This window comes from Legionella qingyii, from assembly GCF_003184185.1.
Map to the genome: position 1 here is coordinate 46,498 of NZ_QHJG01000027.1, position 20,523 is coordinate 67,020.

The window sequence follows — 20,523 nt, forward strand, 5'->3', positions numbered from 1 at the left end:
CTCCTTCGTTGCCTTGGGATGACGACTTAACGATAAACCAGACGTTTTAGCAAGGTATCTTCACCAAGCAGGCGAATCCATGGCCAGACAAACATTCCTACCAATGCGCTAGCTAAAGGCATGAATAAACTATAGTTGAAACCGAGAAGAGCTGTAATTAAAGAGATAATCGATTGGTATAAAAGACAAAAGAATCCAATCAAGAAGATTTGCTGCATCATGGAAAAAAATTGAAATCGTCTTGATTTGCTGGAAGCAATCCAGGTCACCAATAACAAGGCAAATGAATGCTCTCCAATTACCGTTGCCAATAAGACATCCAATAATAATCCCACAAACAGTAATGTAGTCAGTCTAAAGTTACCCGGTAAAAAATACTCTATATAAAGCACGAGTAATAAAACCCAGGGAGGTCTAAAAGCAGAGATTAATTCAGGCATAGGCAATATAGACAAAAGAAGAGCAACAATAAATCCCAAGAATAAACGTATGCGAAGATTTCTCATCACATAGTCTCCTTAGCATTTAAACGTTCATTAATTTGTGTATTTAACTGCTCTTGCTCCGCATCTTGCCATATCAGCAATACCAACCGATTACGATTAAGTAGTGCAACAGGTTTTACTTTAACCTTAACAAAATCTTCACCAGGGATGCTATTCACTTCTTCCACACTCCCCACAGGGTAACCTTCAGGGTAGTGCCTATCCAAACCTGAAGTAACTAGTACATCGCCAGGATGAATCGACGAAGTTTTGGGTAAATTAATTAAAGATAATTTCTCTATATCATTTGTTCCAACAAGAATTGCGCGCTCCCCCGTGCGATTATTGCGCACAGGAACAGCGCTCTTAGAGTCAGAAATAAGTAAGACTGTACTTGTTATAGGACCAACATCAACAATTTGCCCCATAACGCCTTTAGCGTCTAAAACGGGTTGTCCTACATAGGCGCCATCGCGTTTTCCTTTATTTAAAATAACTATCTGACGTGAATTGCTCGTATCAACAGCAAGAATTTGTGCCGCCATTGCACTCATGTCTGCTTTTGAAGAGGTAAGGAGCAATTCTTTTAATTGTGAGTTTTCTTTTTGTATTATGATTAATTTTTGTAACTCTGCTTCCAACATGGTTTGCTGATAGCGTAATTGCATATTTTCAGCAATTAAAGCTTTTTTCGCGCTAACCAGCGACTGTACCCAGCCAATAACGCGTACAGGATAATCTACTGCGTATTGCAAAGGAGCAACAACAAGGGAAAAACCACTACGCACGTTATCTAAATAACGATAATGGTAATCAGAGAACATCAAAAAAACAGAAAAGACAAGAGCGAGCACAAATCCTATAGAACTGTACCCGCGTCTACTAAATAATCTGTTATACGTACTATTCTGTTGAGAGGAAATCACCGCCGCGTAAATCCATGGTTTCTAAAGCTTTACCACCACCACGTGCTACACAGGTCAGCGGATCTTCAGCAATTAATACAGGTAAACCAGTTTCTTCCATGAGCAAAGTATCTATGTTTTTCAACAGAGCACCACCTCCAGTTAAAACCATACCCCGCTCAGCAATGTCAGCTGCCAACTCAGGTGGAGCTAATTCTAGAGCGGCTCTCACTGCACCAACAATACCGGATAACGGTTCTTGCAGTGCTTCTAAAATTTCTGCGCTAGTCAAAATAAAACTACGGGGAACACCTTCAGCAAGGTTTCTGCCGCGAACTTCAATTTCAAATAAATCGCGGCTTGGGAAGGCTGAGCCAATTTCATGCTTAATGCGTTCTGCAGTAGTTTCCCCAATAAGTGTGCCATAGTTACGACGTACATAAGATACAATCGCATCATCAAACTTATCGCCACCGATACGAACGGATTGATGATAAACTATTCCACTTAAGGAAATAATCGCAACTTCCGTTGTACCACCACCTATATCCACAACCATAGAGCCACTGGCTTCTTCAACTGGCATTCCAGACCCTAAAGCAGCTGCCATAGGCTCTTCAATAAGAAATACTTCGCGAGCACCAGCACCCATTGCTGATTCGCGAATCGCACGACGTTCTACTTGTGTGGAACCACAAGGAACACAAACTAAAACTCGTGGACTTGGACGTAAGAATTTATTTTCATGAACTTTATGAATGAAATGCTGCAGCATTTTTTCAGTAACAAAAAAGTCAGCAATCACTCCATCTTTCATTGGTCTAATGGCATTGATGTTTCCTGGGGTTCTTCCCAACATGCGCTTCGCTTCAAGGCCTACAGCGGCAACACGTTTTTGTCCTGATTCATTACGTAAAGCAACTACAGAGGGTTCATTTAGAACAATCCCTTTATCTCTCACATAAATCAATGTATTAGCTGTCCCCAAATCAATCGATAAATCATTGGAGAACACGCCCCTTAATTTTCTGAACATAAGCCGCACTATCCCATTCTTTTTTTTGCGCTACTTTATACTAAATTTGGATAAAAATCGACAGTTCTTACACAACAATTTAAAATTAAACAGTGAATTTTTATACATGAAGAGAATTTTCAATTTTTGATAAATAATGAAAACAAAATAAACAACTTTAAATACTATTTATGTACATCCAGCAATCAAAATAATCAACTAATTATAAATTATTTATTCAAAGTTACAATTTTAAAACTGATGCAAATTATTATTATGATTCAATTTTCCATTTAAAATATATTTTGTAATCATTTTGATTATATTATATACTATCTGTCCTGACATAAATGAACTAAGCTAAGGTTTTTATTTATTATGCCCACCAGTTTAAAATCAAATGAATTATCGCAGTGGACCCATGGTGAACCTGATTTAATGGGTAAACTTCTTTTCAACCTTTTTTCATTTTTAAAAGAAGCGACTAATAAAGGCAAAGACAACGTCGAATATACAAAGGTAATGGAAAATATTGCTAATTTTATAAGCCTGCAAGGAGACCAGCGACTTCATATCCCTCAACATGGCAAAGCAGCAATTGATGCATCCGCATTGTTAGGCGCTTATTTACGTTTAGGAATAACGCTTAATAACAAGCCAATTGTTGAATTAAGCGATGAACAAATTGAGGTAGTGCATACTTTTGTTAAACCATTAATTCCCCAAGAATTTACACCAAAACAATTTTTTGACAGTCTCGATGGGTCCCCCTCCCAAAAGCATAAAACTATATTAAAACTTCTAATATTTAAAGACATACCTCCTCAAAAACAAAAGGAAATGTTCAAAGCCAAGTATGCAGAAAAAGTAAATAACCTCCTTGATTCAATCCTTAGCCTAGTTGATTTCATGCGAACTCCTTTTAGCATCTTACCTGAAGAGGAGAAGGCAGACATAGCTGAAGCAAAAAAATTGGGTAAGCAACCACGGACTTCCGGGATCGATTTGCGATGGACCTCAATGCATAAAGCCATTGAGCAAAGCTTGCAAGATATTATTCTTTTAAAAAAGGGCAAGGCAGAAGAAGCACACAAGTTTCTTAAAGATATAAAACCAGCGCTAAATCTATGTCAACAATGCTTTGGAATAGCTAATGCCCGTCATGAAGCACAAAAAGAATTTGCTGCAGAAGCCAGAAAACATCAAGAAGTTCTTAGTGAAACTTTTGAAGCTCTTGGTTTTCCAGAAGGCAATCAAGAGGAAATCAACCGGTATATTTCTGCATTTAGAAAAACTCTCATGGATAAAGATCCTGAGAATGCCGCAGCATTACAAGCCATGCCCCTTACTCAACTTATCAAAGTTTATGGCACTCAATGGCAAGCCGCTTTAGATAAAATGAAAAAGGAACTATCTGCTTCTAGGGAAGAGTTACAAAAGACACAGGAACAATTATCTCAAAGAATGATTACTTTAGAGGAGTCTAATCGTCAACTACAAATCCTACAACAAGAATATGAGCAAGTTAAGCTTGATGCTGATGAAGCAAGACGCAAGCTTACAGAACAGGGTTTAGAGCTTGAGCGACTAGAAAAAGTCGAGTCCACATCTAAAGAAACCATTGAAAAGCAAAAAAGAGAAATAGAGCAAAAAAGTATCGCTTTTCAAGAGCAGAGTACCGCTTTTGAACAGCTGAAGAGCAAATTACAGAATGTTCAAAGAGAAAATGAAGAGTTAAAAGGAAGCCTGATTTCTGCACAGAACCACGAGCAAACTATTCTTGAACTAAAAAATCAAATAGAAGTCTTGCAACGAGAAAATGGATTATTGCATCAACAACTTGAGATACAGCAACAAACTAAAAAATCATCAAGTGAAGTTAGCCCCGAAACTAGTCGACTTAAATCAGAATTGGAGTCTTTACAACAAAAATATAATTCATTAATTCAGCGAATAGAAGAAGGGAAGCAAATCAAGGAGCCTGCATCCGATTTGATGGATCTTAAAGCTCAGTTAGAGTTCTTGCAGCAAGAAAATGTTCAACTCAAAGAATTATTGCTTAAAGCCCAACAACCATTACACGTAGCAAATAGTTCAATACAGCAAGTCGAATTACCCGCTGATAAAATAAAACTTGATCTATGCATCGCCCTTGGAAAATTGCGTTTAAATGCAGAAGAGACAAGCAATATAGAGCAACGAATAATTAAATGTAACGATAAAAAAGGTTTATCAGAAATATTCACTGAAATTAAGCGATTGGAAAAGATTAATGGCATTATTGAAACAGTAAATAAGGGAATTTTAGAACGAGCTGGTTTTTTCTCCTCTGATCCGCATAAGAAAATTGAGGCAATTGAAACAGCATTCCATCAGCTGTCGATTGAAGACAAAAATAAATTAGCCACATTGTCTGAACAACAAATAAATGATGAATTGAATAAAGAAAAAGGTAAAGAAAGTGATATCGGTAAACTTCTTAAAGCAATTCATCATAAAAGGGGGTTTATTCCGATTCGAGCAGCAACAAGTTTTACATTCTTTAAGAGCGAAATTAGTCATTTAAAAATTGATTTGGAAGCGATTAAAGTACCTGAACAAGTACTCTAAAAAATTTAATTCACGTGTCACTGTTGTACTAATAATGCATACAACAGTGACATAAAAGTAATCCTCTAATTTACTATGACTTTTATTCTATTTTATTAATAACAAACACCTGATTTAATTTATCTCGATTCGCAGTCATAAAACGTTGGCCTAAGCCCTTCACCTCAGCAAGCTCTTCCAAAGATTTAAAACCATGATGACTTTTACGATATGCAATGATGGCTTCAGCTCGCTTTCTTCCTATGCCTTTAACTGAGCCAGTAAGCGTTGATAAATCAGCCGAGTTGAGATCAATTTTATGAATTACCACAGGGGGCTTGTTTTTGACAGAAGTTTCTTTGGGAACGACTGCATGGGCAGAAAAAGTAACTACTGCGAATGACAAAACAGTAGCAATAAATTTTGCTTTCATAATTTTCTCCTAATTGTTGGACTAAGTGGCTCGTTCCAGAGCCGGAAAAAGTATCCCAAGAATTGAGCTGCCTGTCGAGAGGTTTTTTAATTTTTTTGCTTTAAGTTCAAGGAGTAACAAAAATTTTGCTTGAATGTGACTGAAAAATTTCGGATCATCCGCCCCACGGGCACCTTCTCCCCTAGGGAAGAAGGGAAAATGGGACATTATGTTTTTGCTGTGCTTTTAACGTGCTACACGCCAAGAATGCCCTCTCCCATCATGGGAGAGGGTTAGGGTGAGGGAGTTTCACTCTCCTCCATATGGAGAAAAGCAGCTGCTTAAAAATATATTAACTTACATGATAAAGTACATAAGCAACACATGCAGTTAATTTTCTCACCATATCTAAGTGCAAGAACTCATTAGGACCATGGGCATTGGACTGAGGTCCCAAAACTCCAGTAATCATGAATTGTGCATCAGGAAATTTCTTACCTAACATTCCCATAAAAGGAATAGTCCCCCCTTCTCCCAAATATGCAGCTGGTTTTCCAAAGTAAGTCATTGAGGCGACATCAGCAGCTTTTTCCAACCAGGAAGCAAGTTCAGGCGCATTCCATCCCGGCGAGCCATCACCTACAGTAAAACTCACTTTAGCACGATAAGGAGGTTCTTTAGTTAATACCTCTTGCATCACTTTTGCTGCAATTTTAGGATCTACTAAAGGTGGTAAACGCATAGATAATTTTAGTGCGGTGTGTGGACGTAAAACATTTCCAGCGTTTGCTATAGCAGGAAAACCATCAGCTCCGGTAACAGTCAATGCCGGTCTCCATGTCCGATTTAGAATCAATTGATTTCTATCCGTTGTTACCGGATCAACTCCTTCATGCAGGGGAAACCCTGTGTAAACAGAATCTCCTAAAACCTGGGCACACTGCTCTGCTTGTTTTATTCGTTCTTCAGGAATATCACAGTACAACTCGGATGGTTTCACTTCTCCTGAAGCTTCATCTTCAATACGACTAATTAGTTGCCGCGCAACTCGAAAACTGTCTGCAATAATACCACTTGCAGCCCCCGAATGAACTCCTTCTTGAATGAGTTCAACTGACAATTCACCGACCAAATTTCCTCGTAACGAAGTAGTCATCCATAATTGTTCGTAATTTCCAGCGCCGGAATCAAGGCAAATAACTAGCTTAGGTTTACCAATCCGCTCATTTAATTGTTCAATATAATAAGGTAGGTCATAACTACCACTCTCTTCACACGCTTCGATAATCAAAACACAACGAGGAATGGGTAACCCTTGATTCTGTAAAGCGCAAATTGCAGTCAATGAGGCATATGCAGCATAACCATCATCTGCTGCACCACGACCATATAAACGGCCATCTTTTAACACGGGTCGCCAGGGGTTCAAATCTTCATTCCATCCTGACATTTCCGGTTGTTTATCAAGGTGACCGTACAACAAAACAGTTTCGTCAATTACGCCAGGGACTTCGATAAAAATTAAGGGAGTACGTCCTTCGAGCCTCATAATTTCCAGCACCATTCCTTTAGGAGCGTGAGCCTTACACCAATCAGCAATATGGGATACAGCTTGATCCATGAATCCATGTTCCTGCCACTCAGGATCAAAGTGAGGTGATTTATTAGGAATTTTTATGTAATCACATAAACTAGGAATTATTTCCTCTTCCCACTGGTGACAAACGAATTCATACAGTGCTTGCGGATTGAACATGAACTTGCTCCTCAATAATAGCTACGATTTGCTCCGTAGCGGACTTAATATTTAGTGCGTTGATTTTATTATTAATATCCTTTTTATTAGTCTCCAGTTCATGTAACGTTTGCAGTAAAGTATCCATATTTAAAGACCAATCTTCAATCACTAGGCTAATTCCTAGCCTTTGAAAATAGCGTGCATTTTGGATTTGATCCCCTCGACTAACCTCAGCTGGTAAAGGAATTAAGATATGAGGCTTTCCTAAAGCTAAAATTTCATATAGAGAATTAGCACCCGCTCGTGACACAACAATTGATGCTGCGGCAAATAAATCAGCTAATTCTTCAGTAGCATATTCAAACTGTTTGTACTCTTTTCGATTAGTTAATGAGGCCTCTAATTTTCCTTTTCCGCATATATGAATAACTTGATATTCCTTGGTTAATTGGGGTAATGCCTCACGAATACTCCGATTGATAGAACTTGCTCCCAAGCTACCTCCTATAGCTAAAAGACAAGGTTTCTCTGTATTAAACCCGCATAACTCAAGCCCACGGTCGTAACTACCGGCAAACAACTGCTTACGGATTGGAGTACCAGTTACTTCTATTTTATCTTGCTTTTTAAAGTGCTTTTTTCCTGCTTCAAAAGTCAAGCAAATTTTATTAACGAAAGGAAAACTCAGACGATTAGCGAGTCCAGGACTCATATCGGATTCATGAGCAACAACAGGGATCCGGTTTAACCACGCACCTACCACAACCGGAAATGCAACAAAACCACCCTTGGAAAACACTACATCCGGTTTTAATTTATTAAGCAAGAAAAAAGACTGCACAATACCAAGTACAATCTTAAATGGATCCAATAAGTTTTTTAAACTAAAATACCGACGCAATTTACCACTGCTTATACCATAAAATGGAATTTTAAGTGGTTCGATCATCTGCTTCTCAATACCATTGGCAGAACCAATGTATGCAATTTCCCAACCTTTATGACTAAACTCATGTATTAATGCCAAGTTAGGCGCCACATGTCCTGCTGTACCTCCTCCCGTAAAAATTATCATTGGCATCATAAAATTTTCCTAATAAGTAAGCTTAAGTCTATGGCATGAATTGATTTGGTAATTGCACCAACAGAAATGAAATCAACACCTAATTGACCTATTGTAGCAATATTTTCCAGAGTAACGCCTCCGGATACTTCTAAAGTACAACGTTTTGGATGATTTATTCTAATCGCTTCTTCAAGCATTTTTGGACTAAAATTATCCAACATAATTCGATCAGGATGAGCACAAATTGCTTCACATAACTCATCCAGAGTTTCGACTTCCACCTCAACTAAAACATTTTTTTTGTTTTTTCTTGCCAAAGCAACGGCCTGAGCAACAGAGCCACAGGCTTTAATGTGATTTTCTTTAATTAAAATAGCATCATAAAGCCCCATACGGTGATTAAAACCTCCTCCACAAGTCACCGCATACTTTTGTGCTGCTCTTAATCCAGGAATTGTTTTTCGCGTATCCAGTAATCGCGTCTGGGTACCATGAAGTTTTTGTGCGTATTGATAAGTTTGTGTTGCCGTAGCGGAAAGAGTTTGTAAAAAATTTAATGCCGTGCGCTCACCAGTTAAAATGCTTCTTGCCGAGCCAGATAAAGTACACAAAGTAGATGGAGCCGCTAACCATTCTCCTTCTCTAACTTGCCATTCTAGTTTGATTTGATTATCAAGTTGATTAAATACTTCATTAACCCAAAGCTGGCCGCATACCACCATTGGCTCTCGAGAAATAATCTCTGCTTCAGCCTGAAGTTCGGCAGATAATAAAGTTGCGGTAACATCTCCATCACCTACATCTTCATGTAACGCACGTGTTACCTCGGCCTCTATCTGTAATAAAGTGTTATTCATGTGCTATTTTCCTATCTTTCTGGGCATATCGAATTTTTAATAAGAGAGGGGCAATAAATGTCGTCACCATTACCATTAAAACGATTGCAGAAAATAAATCATCAGAAATAACACCTAAAGTTCGGCCAATGGAAGCGAAAACTAACCCCACTTCGCCGCGAGGTAACATACCGATACCAATTAGTAACCGATCATTTGGGGTGCGTGCCCCATATCCACTAATTAATTTGCCAATCACCGCAGCAATAATTAAACCTGTGGCCAAAACAATTACATTCAAATGATAAAAGCTTTCCAATTTGACTTGAATGCCAATTACAATAAAAAACATCGGTGCCAGGATTGATTCTAATGGGGATAATAAGTGATAAATACTGCGATTTTCTTGTTGACTCAAAGGTACACCATCAAAATAGTCATCATGAAGAATGATTCCCGCAGTAAATGCACCGATAATTGTTGCAAGTTGAAGCACCGAAGCTAACCAGGAAAGCGTCATGATAAACAGAAAGGAAATGAATAATTTTGCTTCCCAAGGTTCAAGAAAACGAAAAAAATGAATTGCCTTGCGTAAAATAATTGGACCTAAAAATAAAGTACCTACAAAAAATAGCATAGCACTTACAATAATGCGCAACACAACCATGAGATCTACAGCCCCACTAATTACCAAGGAGCTGACTACAGCCAATATAATCAGGCCCAATACATCATCTAACATTGCCGCACCCAATATGGTTCTTGCTTCTCTGGTGCGTAATTTTTTCATTTCGGAAAGAACACGCGCAGTTATTCCTATGCTCGTTGCACTCAAGGTTGCTGCAATAAATAAATCGGATTGATAGGAACCATTAGGCATCAATAAATAAACTGTACCAAATCCCAATAACATGGGGGCAATCACACCAATCAAAGCGACAATAACGGAATCACGGCCTGTATGTTTCATTTCCTCGATCGAGCTCTCCAAACCAACCATGAATAGGAGGAAAATAACCCCATATCTTGAGAAAATATCAACAATATAAGCAATTTTAAGAAAATCGGATCCATGAGGGCCGCTTAAGGCACCTACAACTTGTTGTGCATAATTTTCATTGGGAATGACCGAACTAACCGCCTGATTTAATGGCACCCCCTGTAGTACTTCTTTAACAGCTTCAAAAATTGAAGAGCCTTCTCGTAATAAAACTGCTAATGGGAATCCGTAATAATAGAATACATTGCCAATAAGAATTCCTATGAGCAACTCACCAAGAACACTGGGCTGATTTATACGCCTTGCAGTATAACGACCGATAATTGCAAAGAAAAAAATAGTTGTGACGCCAAGTAATACAAATGCTACCGGATCAACATGATCAGCCCCAGTAGAGGCAAAAGCCATAACAGGACATGTTCCTACAATTAGAAGCCACCATTTTAAACCCCGCATTACTGTTTTATACCTCGCTAAAAGATTCTTTTGGAAATTGTCTGGAATTCGAATACCTCTTCAGCAATTTAACATAACTCATAAATGTCCACGCCAACTACATGCTCCTATCCTGCAGCTTATCCACAAAATTCTGGATTCTACAAGCTGCGGAACAGGATTTTTTTGCTCAGGCTTATTGAATAGTTACATTTACTCTATCTATGCTATTGCTTTGCCAAAAATAAACATGTTTCTAAAACAGAGTCAGGGTTAAGTGAAACGCTTTCTATTCCCTCTTTCATTAACCATTGAGCGAAATCTTGATGATCCGATGGACCTTGACCACAAATACCTATGTATTTTTTCGCCTTTTTACAAGCAGAAATTGCCATATGCAATAAGACTTTCACTGCTTCATTACGTTCATCAAATTGAGCAGCAACTAGTCCCGAATCCCTGTCTAATCCTAATGTCAGCTGAGTTAAGTCATTAGAACCTATAGAGAACCCATCAAAATACTCTAAAAATTCTTTGGCCAGCAATGCATTAGAAGGTAATTCACACATCATAATCACCCGTAGCCCATGCTTACCTCGCTCAAGCCCATGTTGCTTTAAAACTTGAATTACATTACTTGCCTCAGCAACTGTTCGTACGAACGGAATCATAACTTCTACGTTAGTTAAACCCATTTCTTCACGAACTCGTCGAACTGCTTTACATTCTAAAGCAAAGCACTCTGCAAATGATTCAGAAACATATCGTGATGCACCTCTAAAACCCAACATTGGATTTTCTTCATGCGGCTCATATAAGTTCCCGCCAACAAGATTTGCATATTCATTAGATTTAAAATCTGATAATCGTACAATTACAGGTTTGGGATAAAACGCTGCAGCAATTGTCGCAATTCCTTCTTTTAGGCGCTCAATATAATATTCGACTGGAGAATTATAGGCTGCTGTTTTTTCAGAAATAAATTGTTTTAATTCCTTATCTTTCAAATGATCAAAATCAAGTAATGCACGCGGATGGATACCAATAGTATTGGAAATTAGAAACTCCAGACGAGCCAAACCTACCCCTGAGTTAGGAATGGATTGAAACGTAAACGCTCTTTCAGGATTTCCAACATTCAACATGACTTTCATTGGTAATTCAGGCATGGTTTCTACATCAAGACGTACCTGCTCGTAGGGCAATAAACCAGCATAGACATAGCCGTTGTCCCCTTCAGCACAACTGACGGTCACTTCATCACCATCACGTATGGTTTTCGTGGCATCTCCACATCCAACTACAGCAGGAATACCTAATTCACGTGCAATAATAGCCGCATGGCATGTTCTGCCCCCACGATTAGTCACAATAGCGGCAGCACGTTTCATTACAGGTTCCCAATCAGGATCCGTCATATCGGAAATCAACACATCACCAGGTTGCACACGATCCATTTCACTTACATCTTTAATAATTCTTGCCTTACCCTGACCTATACGTTGCCCGATACTACGCCCTTCAGCTAACACTGTACCCTTTTGTTGTAAGGTATAGCGTTCCAATATTTGTTTATTATCCCGGCTTTTTACGGTTTCAGGCCGAGCTTGCAAAATATATAATTGACCATTTACACCATCTTTTGCCCATTCTATGTCCATTGGTCGGCCATAATGTTTCTCAATAATCATGGCTTGGCGGGCTAAGCTTTCTACCTCACTTGAAGTTAAAGAAAATAGTAATCGCTCCTTTGCATCAACCTCTACGGTTTTGACTCGCTGTTGCTTGCTGGGATCATCACAGTAAACCATTTTCAAGGCTTTACTACCGAGATTTCTACGAATAACAGCCGGTCTACCCGCTTGAATCCCGGGTTTATGTACATAAAATTCGTCTGGATTGACAGCTCCTTGAACAACCATCTCCCCCAAACCATAAGATGAAGTAATAAATACTACTTGATCAAAACCTGACTCAGTATCCATGGTAAACATCACCCCACTTACCGCCATATCGCTACGCACCATCTGTTGGATACCTGCAGATAAGGCCACTTCATGATGAGCAAACTGATGATGTGTTCGATAGGTGATTGCTCTATCATTGAATAGTGATGCAAACACATGTTTGATTGAGAGCAAAACTTCATCAATTCCTTTGACGTTTAAAAAGGTTTCTTGCTGACCTGCAAATGATGCATCAGGTAAGTCCTCTGCTGTCGCTGATGAACGAACAGCTACACTGAAATTTTCATGGCCTATAGTTTGCGATAGTTTTTCGTATGCAGCTCGCACGGCACGTTCAAACTCAGGAGTAAATGGCGTATTAACGATCATTTCCCTGATTTCTTTTCCAACAACAGCTAATTGCTGTACATTATCTGGATCCAAGGTAGCCAGTTTTGCATAGATTTTTTTATCTAAATTATCTTGAGACAGAAACTCCTTGAATGAATCTGCAGTGGTTGCAAATCCACCGGGAACAGATACTCCTGCTGAGGATAAATGACTGATCATCTCTCCAAGAGAAGCATTTTTTCCGCCAACCTGTTCCAGGTCGTGCATGCCAAGGTGTGCTAAATCGATAATATGTGTTTTGACCGTCATAACTACCCCAAGTCCATAAAATGATAATCATTTTACTTAAAATGTGCGGTTATGGGAATTAGAAACTTTATTTGTCAGAAAACATTAGTACCCATAGCTCAGAATAAATGGGTTGTATTATCTAATCCTGAGCATGAGTACTGGATGTTCGAGTGAGATTATGCATTACATGCAATTAAAGCTTGAGAAAATTCTTTGTGAAAATTTGCGTCGCCCAAAAGTTTAATAATACCACCTTTACGCAGTTTTTCTTCTACACGAGGATTAGCACCACTTAAAATTACTCTCACATTACGTTCCTGCAAATCTTCAATAATTTCTTCCAGGGTTTGTAAACCAGTAACATCCATAAATGGTACCCAGCGCATTCTAATGATTAATGTTTTGGGATCAGTATGAGTTACTGCTAAAGCATGTTGGAATGATTCTGCTGCACCAAAGAAAAAAGGTCCTTCTACAGCATAGACCAACACTCCATCGGGTAAGGTTTCTATATTTTGCCGAGCCAATTCATGAGCTAACTCTTCCGAGGTCATTTGCTGTACTTCAACACTAGTAGCCATACCCCGTATAAAATTTAATATAGCAATGATTACACCTATATTTACAGCGACTACCAAATCAACAAATACTGTAAGAAAAAAGGTTACCAACAAAATCACCACATCCGCTTTTGGAGCACACTGTATTAATTTAATAAAATGTTTTACTTCACTCATATTCCAGGCTACAACAAACAAAACTGCAGCCAATACAGTAAGCGGTATATTCACTGCCAAAGGCGCCAGAAAAAGAATAATTAAAACTAAAGTGAGTGCATGAATTATACCTGCCAAAGGGCTATTGCCCCCATTACGAATATTTGTCGCTGTACGAGCAATAGCGCCAGTTGCAGCAAACCCGCCAAACAATGGTGCAAAGATGTTTGCTATTCCCTGCCCCACCAACTCCCGATTTGAATTATGTTTTGTCCCTGCCATACCATCAGCAACAACAGCCGATAAAAGCGACTCTATAGCACCAAGCATCGCGATAGTAAAAGCAGGGCCGATTAACTCAATCATTCTATTGATTGTCAGACTGGGTAATTTAAATTCTGGTAGGCCTTGAGGTATTCCACCAAATAGAGAGCCTATAGTCGCAACTCCAGAAAAATGATAAACCGATTGTAATCCTGTCACGATCAATAGAGCCACAAGTGGGCCTGGAACACGTTTTAACCCGGGAATCCTGTTTGAAAAAATAACTAAAAACAGTGAGAAAAAGCCTAAAATTGTTGTAGTTATATTGAGATGAGGGAGAGACTGTAATAAATACCACAATTTTTCATGAAAATGACCACTTCCTCCTGACGGAAGACCAAAAAAGTAGTTCCATTGCCCTACCCAAATCACTACACCAATTCCTGCAGTAAAACCAATAATCACAGGAGCAGGTATAAACTTAATAATGCCTCCTAAACGAGCAAGGCCAAAAAATAGCAACATGAATCCGGCGAGTATGGTTGAAATTTGTAAACCAGAAACTCCATATTTTGCTGTGATACCTGAAAGCACAACAATAAAAGCACCAGTAGGACCAGCGATTTGTAAACGACTGCCCCCCATAATTGACACAATTAAACCAGCAATAATCGCTGTATAAATACCCTGTTCTGGTCGGACACCTGAAGCAATAGCAAATGCCATAGCCAAAGGTAAAGCGACAACCCCTACGATAATTCCGGAAATAATATTTTGTACCCAATACTTCTTCTGAAACAGGCCTGCTTGATATGATTCAATGATTGTTTTCATAAAATGCTGCGATTCATTTTTAAAAATGAAGTCATTATACACAACCATATTAAAAAAATATCAATTTTCTGATAAAATTCCTTACTTCAATTCACATCTGCTCGCGCATCTAATATTATATGTGCTTTATCATTAGGGCTAGCTACTTATGACTCTTACTGCTTTAAATGCGATCTCCCCAATCGACGGGCGTTATATTAATAAAACACGGGCTTTGAGTCCTTATTTTAGTGAGTTCGCCTTAATTTATTATCGCCTGACTGTAGAAATTCGCTGGCTTGAATCTTTAGCAGCTAATAATGCGATTACTGAGGTTCCCCCATTGGATCAGAAGGCCAAAGATTTCCTCAATAATCTTATTGCTAATTTTGATGAGAATGAGGCTCTTAAAATTAAAGAATTTGAGAAGCAAACAAATCATGATGTTAAAGCGATAGAATATTATCTAAAAGACAAATTCCAGCAACTTGCCAATTTGAAAGCAATTACACCATTTATTCATTTTGCTTGCACATCAGAAGACATCAATAATTTAGCTTATGCATTAATGGTTAAGCAGGCAATCGCCCAAGTCATTCAACCTACGCTTGCTGAAATCATGGGTGGCATTACCCTACTTGGTAAGCAGCATGCTGATGTCCCTATGTTATCCAGAACACATGGTCAACCAGCAACCCCCACAACCATGGGGAAAGAGTTAGTCAATTTCGTTGCCCGTCTCAAAAGACCACAACAACAATTATGTGAAGTCTTGATTCCTGGTAAATTCAATGGTGCTGTTGGCAATTATAATGCGCATATTGTTGCTTATCCTGAAGTAGATTGGCGCAAACACTGCGCGAACTTTGTTACATCTTTGGGGTTATCCTTTAATGCCTATACGACCCAAATCGAACCACATGATGGTTTGGCAGAAGTATCACAAATTATGGTGCGTATTAACAACATATTGCTCGATTACACACAGGACATTTGGAGTTATATTTCCCTTGGCTACTTTAAACAAAAAACCGTAGCAGAAGAAGTTGGTTCATCCACTATGCCTCATAAAGTCAATCCCATTGATTTTGAAAATGCAGAAGGAAATCTGGGGATGGCCAATGCCCTGTTTATTCATTTTGCTAATAAGCTCACTCAATCGCGACTACAACGGGATTTATCGGACTCTACCGTATTGCGGAATATAGGTATGGCCTTTTCTTATAGCCTCATTGCCTATCTATCTTTAGCCAAAGGTAATGACAAATTACAAATCAATAAGCGTGCATTACAGGAAGATTTAAAAGCAAATTGGGAAGTGTTGGCTGAAGCGGTGCAAACCATGATGCGTCGCTATAATGTGCCAAATGCCTATGAACAGCTAAAATCGTTAACCCGTGGTCATGGAATTGATGAACAAAGTCTCAAGCAATTTATTCAAGAGTTATCGATACCTGAAGAAGCCAAAGAGCAATTAATCAAACTTACACCAGAGAACTATACGGGTCTGGCAACCCAGTTAGTAAAGGCATTTTTATGAGTAGCACACCCTCACAACAAGGGCAAACCTTTGAATTTGATGTTCTTGTTATGGGCACAGGGCTGGCAGGACTGCAATATTGCTTACAGCTTATCAGCCTGCAACCCCGAATAAAAATTGCTTTAATCAGCAAGGCCGAAGCGATTGAGTGCAATAGTCGTTATGCTCAAGGTGGAATTGCCGCTGTTTTTTCAGCAGAAGACTCCCTAGAAGCACATATTTCTGATACTTTGATTGCCGGCGACGGGTTGTGCTATTTGCCCGCCGTCGAATTCATTATCCGACAAGGCCCAGACATGATAAAACAACTGGGCCAGTATAATGTTCACTTTAAGCAAGATAGCAAAGGAAACTTTCATCTTGCAAAAGAAGGGGGACATTCGCATCGACGTATTTTTAACTGTGGCGATCAAACTGGTTTATCAATCACCCAAACAATGAATCAACTCGCGCAACAACAGCCTCAGATTCATTTTTTTGAGCATCATGTCGCGGTAAACCTAATTACCTACTACCATCCACATCGTACCGATATTCAAGGAGAGATTTTAGGAGCTTATGTTCTGGATTGTGCAGCAAATAAAATTCATACCTTTCTAGCAAACTGCGTGGTGTTAGCAACAGGTGGCGCAGGTAAAACCTACAGATATACCACCAATCCCATGGTTGCTACTGGAGATGGTGTTGCTATGGCATATCGGGCTGGAGCTCGTGTTGGTAACATGGAATTCTACCAATTCCACCCTACTCTACTGCATCACCACTCTTTAAATAACTTTCTTATCTCTGAAGCGGTGCGTGGTGAAGGCGCTTTACTTAAAAACGCGGAAACAGGCGAACGGTTCATGAAACACTATGCCCCAGAGCAAATGGAATTGGCAACACGTGATGTCGTTGCGCGGGCGATTTTTAGTGAAATTGAACGTAGTCAAATGGGATATGTTTATCTTGATATTACGCATCAATCCAAAGAATTCCTAAACAAACGTTTTCCACAAATTTATGCGACTCTATTATCCATTGGTATTGATATGAGTCAGGATATGATTCCTGTAGTGCCAGCAGCACATTACCAGTGTGGAGGAATACTTACCGACATTGATGGCCGCACCGATTTAAAACGACTCTACGCGATAGGAGAAGTAGCTTTTACCGGTTTACATGGCGCCAATCGCCTCGCAAGCAATTCATTACTCGAAGCATTGGTCATGGGTTCCAATGCAGCTCGATGTACTTTAAAAGATATTTCTGCTCCATGGAAATACTCCGAACATATTCCTAATTGGAGTGCACCCAGTGAAGTCAATGCCAGGCGTGCCAGCCAAATCAATGCACAGTGGCGTGGTTTAAGAGGAGAAATGACATCTTATGCGGGCATAGTGCGAACTGAGGCCGGCCTTGAAGATCTACTACAATTAATAATGAAACGTAAAAAAATAATTGAAGAGTATTATTGGAAGCATTGCATCACTCGAGATTTTATTGAGCTAAGAAATATTATTCTCAATGCTGAATTAATTGTAAGAGCAGCTCTGGCAAGGCGTGAATCACGTGGCGGTCACTTCCGTGAAGATTACCCGAATAAAAATGCCGAGGCACAAGAAAGTATTGCTAAGCTTGGCCTGATGGATACTTCACCTGAATAACAAGATTAAGGTAGCCTGGGTGCGGTGCAAGGAATCCTGGGATTCTGGACATGAATGAGCTTTGGGTTATGCTTCGCTGTCTCCAGGCTACACTATACTTGAGCGATACATTAAAATGATTTGAGGCACAATAGATGTTTAAGAACTCCACGCTTTACACACCTGAAACTACATTAATGCAAATCAGAAATGATATGAGCATTTGCCAGACTGATTACCCAATTGACTGGTATCAAGAAGAATTTATTCCCTATGCCCAAGAATATCAGGCACTTCCAGATCGTAAACTCACGACCGTCTTGAAGTGGATGACCCCTTATCTTAAAAAAGCTCAAGATCATTTTGGTGAGCGATTATTGCTTTTAGCTCACTATTACATGGGTGGAGATATTGTCCGCTTGGTTGAACAATTCGGAGGACTTATTGGTGACTCCTATCAATTAGCATTGATGGCAGCCGAACATCCTGAAAAATCGGTTATTATCGAGTCTGCCGTGCATTTCATGGCTGAATCAATTAGTATTTTGGCGAATAAAAACCAACAGGTTTATATAACCAATCCCAAATCCGGTTGCACTATGGAAATGCTTGCCAAGGATTTCATGGTTGAACCTGCTTTTCTTGATTTGAATGAAAGGTATGGTGCCGAGAATATTTTACCGGTTTGCTATATGAATACATCGGGTCGAGTCAAAGCGTTAACTGGTGCTCAAGGCGGAGCCGTTTGCACAAGTTCCAATGTTAAAAAAATATTTCAATGGGCACTAAAACAAAATAAAAAGATCCTCTTTATTCCTGATCAACATATGGGTGAAAACGTCGCTTATTGGTTAGGGATAAAAAATCTAGCCTATTGGCCGGGTGGAACCGCAGGGGCTCAATATTCACTTACAACCCAAGATTCAAAAACTCTAAAACAGTTTGATGAGGCTCAATTAATATTATTCGCGAGTCAATGCGCCGTACATACACATTATCTACCTGAAATGTGTGATTATTGGCATAATCAAGGGTACACTACGATCGTTCATCCAGAATGCCGAAACTCAGTAATTAAAGTAGCACAACACTCAGGATCTACCGCGTTTATCTGGGATTATGTCATTCATGATCGTGCCAAAACCAAACGTTATGCCATTGGTACTGAAAATCACATGGTAGAAAATCTAAAACAACACTGTAAAAGTTTAAATATAGAGGTAGTCAATCTAGCAGAAGCCCCTAAAAATGAAAATGAAAAAGGAATAGGCTGTGGTTGTGCTACTATGTCACGTAATGATCCCCCTCATCTAGTTGCGCTTGTCGATTTGCTAAGACAAGGAAAAACAATGGCTTATAATGAAGTTAAAGCAGGTGATGTAGTCAATGAATTTACTGGAAGTAGAAACAGATTACCCGAAAATGATCAGCAATGGGTTATCGATAACGCTAAAAAATCCCTGCAAATGATGATTGATATCACTGAAAGTCGCATTTAAGCGTCTAATAAAAATTCCTGGGTGCAACGAAGCGACACCCAGGTTTTATCTGAAAATTTTCTTTGCTCCTCTTCGCTACACCAAGGCTTATCCACAAATTGTCAGGTTCTATAGGCTTAATGGCAAGAACAAGCAGTAGATTGTGTACCGTCCTTACATTTTAAATGGCCAGTAGATGTATCACATTGAGCTACCCCTCCATGCTGTGAACAGCACCCTTTAGTACTTGTAGTAGTTGTGGTGGTTTTAGTTGTACTTTTTGTTTTCTTACAAGTACATGCTGGAGAGGCTGTACCATCCTTACACATCTGGACCCCAGTAGTACTATTACAAGAAGCAACCCCTCCATGGCTTGAACAGCAAGCTGCATATGCCCCAACTAGTGGACTGCTCAATAAAAAAAGAACAGCAATAAATCGATTTACCCATATTGAAGCTAAATTAGCATTTTTCATTTGAAACTCCATTTCAGTAAATGACATTAAATAATATAGACCATATTGGTTAAAATCATGGAATTTAGTGGCGCCAAGTTACTAATTCAGCACAAAATTGACACGAGCCCAATCCTTGTGTGCAGACGAAACCACCTAGAATTAATGAGGTTGTTTGTGGATCCGGACAGCTCTTGGCATGAGTAATAGCTGCAAATTGTACAAGAAAAAAACTAAAAATGATAAAATGATATTTTTTCATAAAATCCTCTTAAATTATTAGCTATTTTTTCAATAATAATATGCTAAAACCCATTGTGAGAATTTATTTCTTTGTTATAATGGCCGCACAAATGCCTGGGTGGCGGAATTGGTAGACGCGCCGGATTCAAAATCCGGTGGTGGTGACACCGTGTGGGTTCGAGTCCCACCCTAGGTACCATAAATAATCCTTGAATATTCTCAACTGATTTCAAAAGCGTTCATCTACACTAAAACAAATGGCTCTTCCCCAAATCAGGGGGCACTAATCAAGAACACAAAACTTTAACCCTTAACCTATA

General features: G+C 39.1%; 16 protein-coding genes and 1 tRNA gene. 5 read left to right on the top strand and 12 right to left on the bottom strand.

Annotated features, from left to right (window positions below):
• Positions 1–26 precede the first annotated feature (26 nt).
• The 3 genes from mreD to DGG96_RS15175 are packed head-to-tail and all read right to left on the bottom strand — an operon-like array spanning position 27 to position 2,426.
• Complete coding sequence (mreD, locus tag DGG96_RS15165; protein ID WP_110143488.1) at positions 27–506, bottom strand: rod shape-determining protein MreD; 480 nt, start codon at positions 504–506, stop codon at positions 27–29.
• Positions 506–1,411 (bottom strand): rod shape-determining protein MreC, encoded by a 906-nt coding sequence (gene mreC, locus DGG96_RS15170; protein WP_110143489.1) that lies wholly within the window; start codon positions 1,409–1,411, stop codon positions 506–508. The genes mreD and mreC overlap by 1 nt, the downstream gene beginning before the upstream one ends.
• Positions 1,389–2,426 carry a rod shape-determining protein gene (locus tag DGG96_RS15175; RefSeq protein WP_003636696.1) on the bottom strand — a complete coding sequence of 346 codons (1,038 nt, stop codon included), beginning with the start codon at positions 2,424–2,426 and terminating at the stop codon, positions 1,389–1,391. Before DGG96_RS15175 ends, mreC begins: the two co-directional genes overlap by 23 nt.
• A 357-nt stretch (positions 2,427–2,783) precedes the next feature.
• On the opposite strand from DGG96_RS15175, the gene DGG96_RS15180 reads away from it, so the two are divergent.
• On the top strand, positions 2,784–5,015 hold the full coding sequence (locus tag DGG96_RS15180; protein ID WP_110143490.1) for a coiled-coil domain-containing protein: 2,232 nt from the start codon (positions 2,784–2,786) through the stop codon (positions 5,013–5,015).
• Positions 5,016–5,097: 82 nt separating this feature from the next.
• On the opposite strand, the gene DGG96_RS15185 is transcribed toward DGG96_RS15180, so the two are convergent.
• The 7 genes from DGG96_RS15185 to DGG96_RS15220 all read right to left on the bottom strand — a co-directional run bounded on the left by DGG96_RS15185 (position 5,098) and on the right by DGG96_RS15220 (position 14,883).
• Positions 5,098–5,427, bottom strand: a complete 330-nt coding sequence (locus DGG96_RS15185; protein WP_110143491.1) for a ComEA family DNA-binding protein — start codon at positions 5,425–5,427, stop codon at positions 5,098–5,100.
• A gap of 331 nt (positions 5,428–5,758) precedes the next feature.
• A complete protein-coding gene (locus DGG96_RS15195) occupies positions 5,759–7,162 on the bottom strand; it encodes a M20 family metallopeptidase (RefSeq protein ID WP_110143493.1) in 1,404 nt (467 codons plus the stop codon).
• Positions 7,137–8,228 (bottom strand): undecaprenyldiphospho-muramoylpentapeptide beta-N-acetylglucosaminyltransferase, encoded by a 1,092-nt coding sequence (locus DGG96_RS15200; protein WP_110143494.1) that lies wholly within the window; start codon positions 8,226–8,228, stop codon positions 7,137–7,139. The genes DGG96_RS15195 and DGG96_RS15200 overlap by 26 nt, the downstream gene beginning before the upstream one ends.
• Positions 8,225–9,067: a carboxylating nicotinate-nucleotide diphosphorylase gene (gene nadC, locus DGG96_RS15205; protein WP_110143495.1), complete on the bottom strand. Its 843-nt coding sequence runs from the start codon at positions 9,065–9,067 to the stop codon at positions 8,225–8,227. Before nadC ends, DGG96_RS15200 begins: the two co-directional genes overlap by 4 nt.
• The gene (locus DGG96_RS15210) at positions 9,060–10,502 is read right to left on the bottom strand and encodes a cation:proton antiporter (RefSeq protein ID WP_110143496.1); all 1,443 of its coding nucleotides are present in this window, start codon (positions 10,500–10,502) and stop codon (positions 9,060–9,062) included. The genes nadC and DGG96_RS15210 overlap by 8 nt, the downstream gene beginning before the upstream one ends.
• A gap of 206 nt (positions 10,503–10,708) precedes the next feature.
• Positions 10,709–13,087, bottom strand: a complete 2,379-nt coding sequence (gene ppsA, locus DGG96_RS15215) for a phosphoenolpyruvate synthase (protein WP_110143497.1) — start codon at positions 13,085–13,087, stop codon at positions 10,709–10,711.
• A 158-nt stretch (positions 13,088–13,245) separates the two neighbouring features.
• Positions 13,246–14,883, bottom strand: coding sequence for a SulP family inorganic anion transporter (locus DGG96_RS15220; RefSeq protein ID WP_110143510.1), 1,638 nt, complete (start codon positions 14,881–14,883; stop codon positions 13,246–13,248).
• A gap of 148 nt (positions 14,884–15,031) precedes the next feature.
• On the opposite strand from DGG96_RS15220, the gene purB reads away from it, so the two are divergent.
• The 3 genes from purB (at position 15,032) to nadA (ending at position 19,526) form a co-directional block, all read left to right on the top strand.
• Positions 15,032–16,402: an adenylosuccinate lyase gene (gene purB, locus DGG96_RS15225; protein ID WP_110143498.1), complete on the top strand. Its 1,371-nt coding sequence runs from the start codon at positions 15,032–15,034 to the stop codon at positions 16,400–16,402.
• Positions 16,399–18,048 carry an L-aspartate oxidase gene (gene nadB, locus DGG96_RS15230; protein ID WP_110143499.1) on the top strand — a complete coding sequence of 550 codons (1,650 nt, stop codon included), beginning with the start codon at positions 16,399–16,401 and terminating at the stop codon, positions 18,046–18,048. Before purB ends, nadB begins: the two co-directional genes overlap by 4 nt.
• A gap of 134 nt (positions 18,049–18,182) precedes the next feature.
• Positions 18,183–19,526 carry a quinolinate synthase NadA gene (gene nadA, locus DGG96_RS15235; RefSeq protein WP_110143500.1) on the top strand — a complete coding sequence of 448 codons (1,344 nt, stop codon included), beginning with the start codon at positions 18,183–18,185 and terminating at the stop codon, positions 19,524–19,526.
• A 116-nt stretch (positions 19,527–19,642) separates the two neighbouring features.
• Here nadA and DGG96_RS20675 read toward each other — a convergent pair whose 3' ends face one another.
• Positions 19,643–19,981 carry a hypothetical protein gene (locus tag DGG96_RS20675; RefSeq protein ID WP_126955398.1) on the bottom strand — a complete coding sequence of 113 codons (339 nt, stop codon included), beginning with the start codon at positions 19,979–19,981 and terminating at the stop codon, positions 19,643–19,645.
• A gap of 64 nt (positions 19,982–20,045) precedes the next feature.
• Positions 20,046–20,222 carry a hypothetical protein gene (locus DGG96_RS20910; protein ID WP_165831629.1) on the bottom strand — a complete coding sequence of 59 codons (177 nt, stop codon included), beginning with the start codon at positions 20,220–20,222 and terminating at the stop codon, positions 20,046–20,048.
• A 93-nt stretch (positions 20,223–20,315) separates the two neighbouring features.
• Here DGG96_RS20910 and DGG96_RS15245 point away from each other — a divergent pair.
• Positions 20,316–20,402, top strand: a tRNA-Leu gene (locus tag DGG96_RS15245).
• Positions 20,403–20,523: the final 121 nt, after the last annotated feature.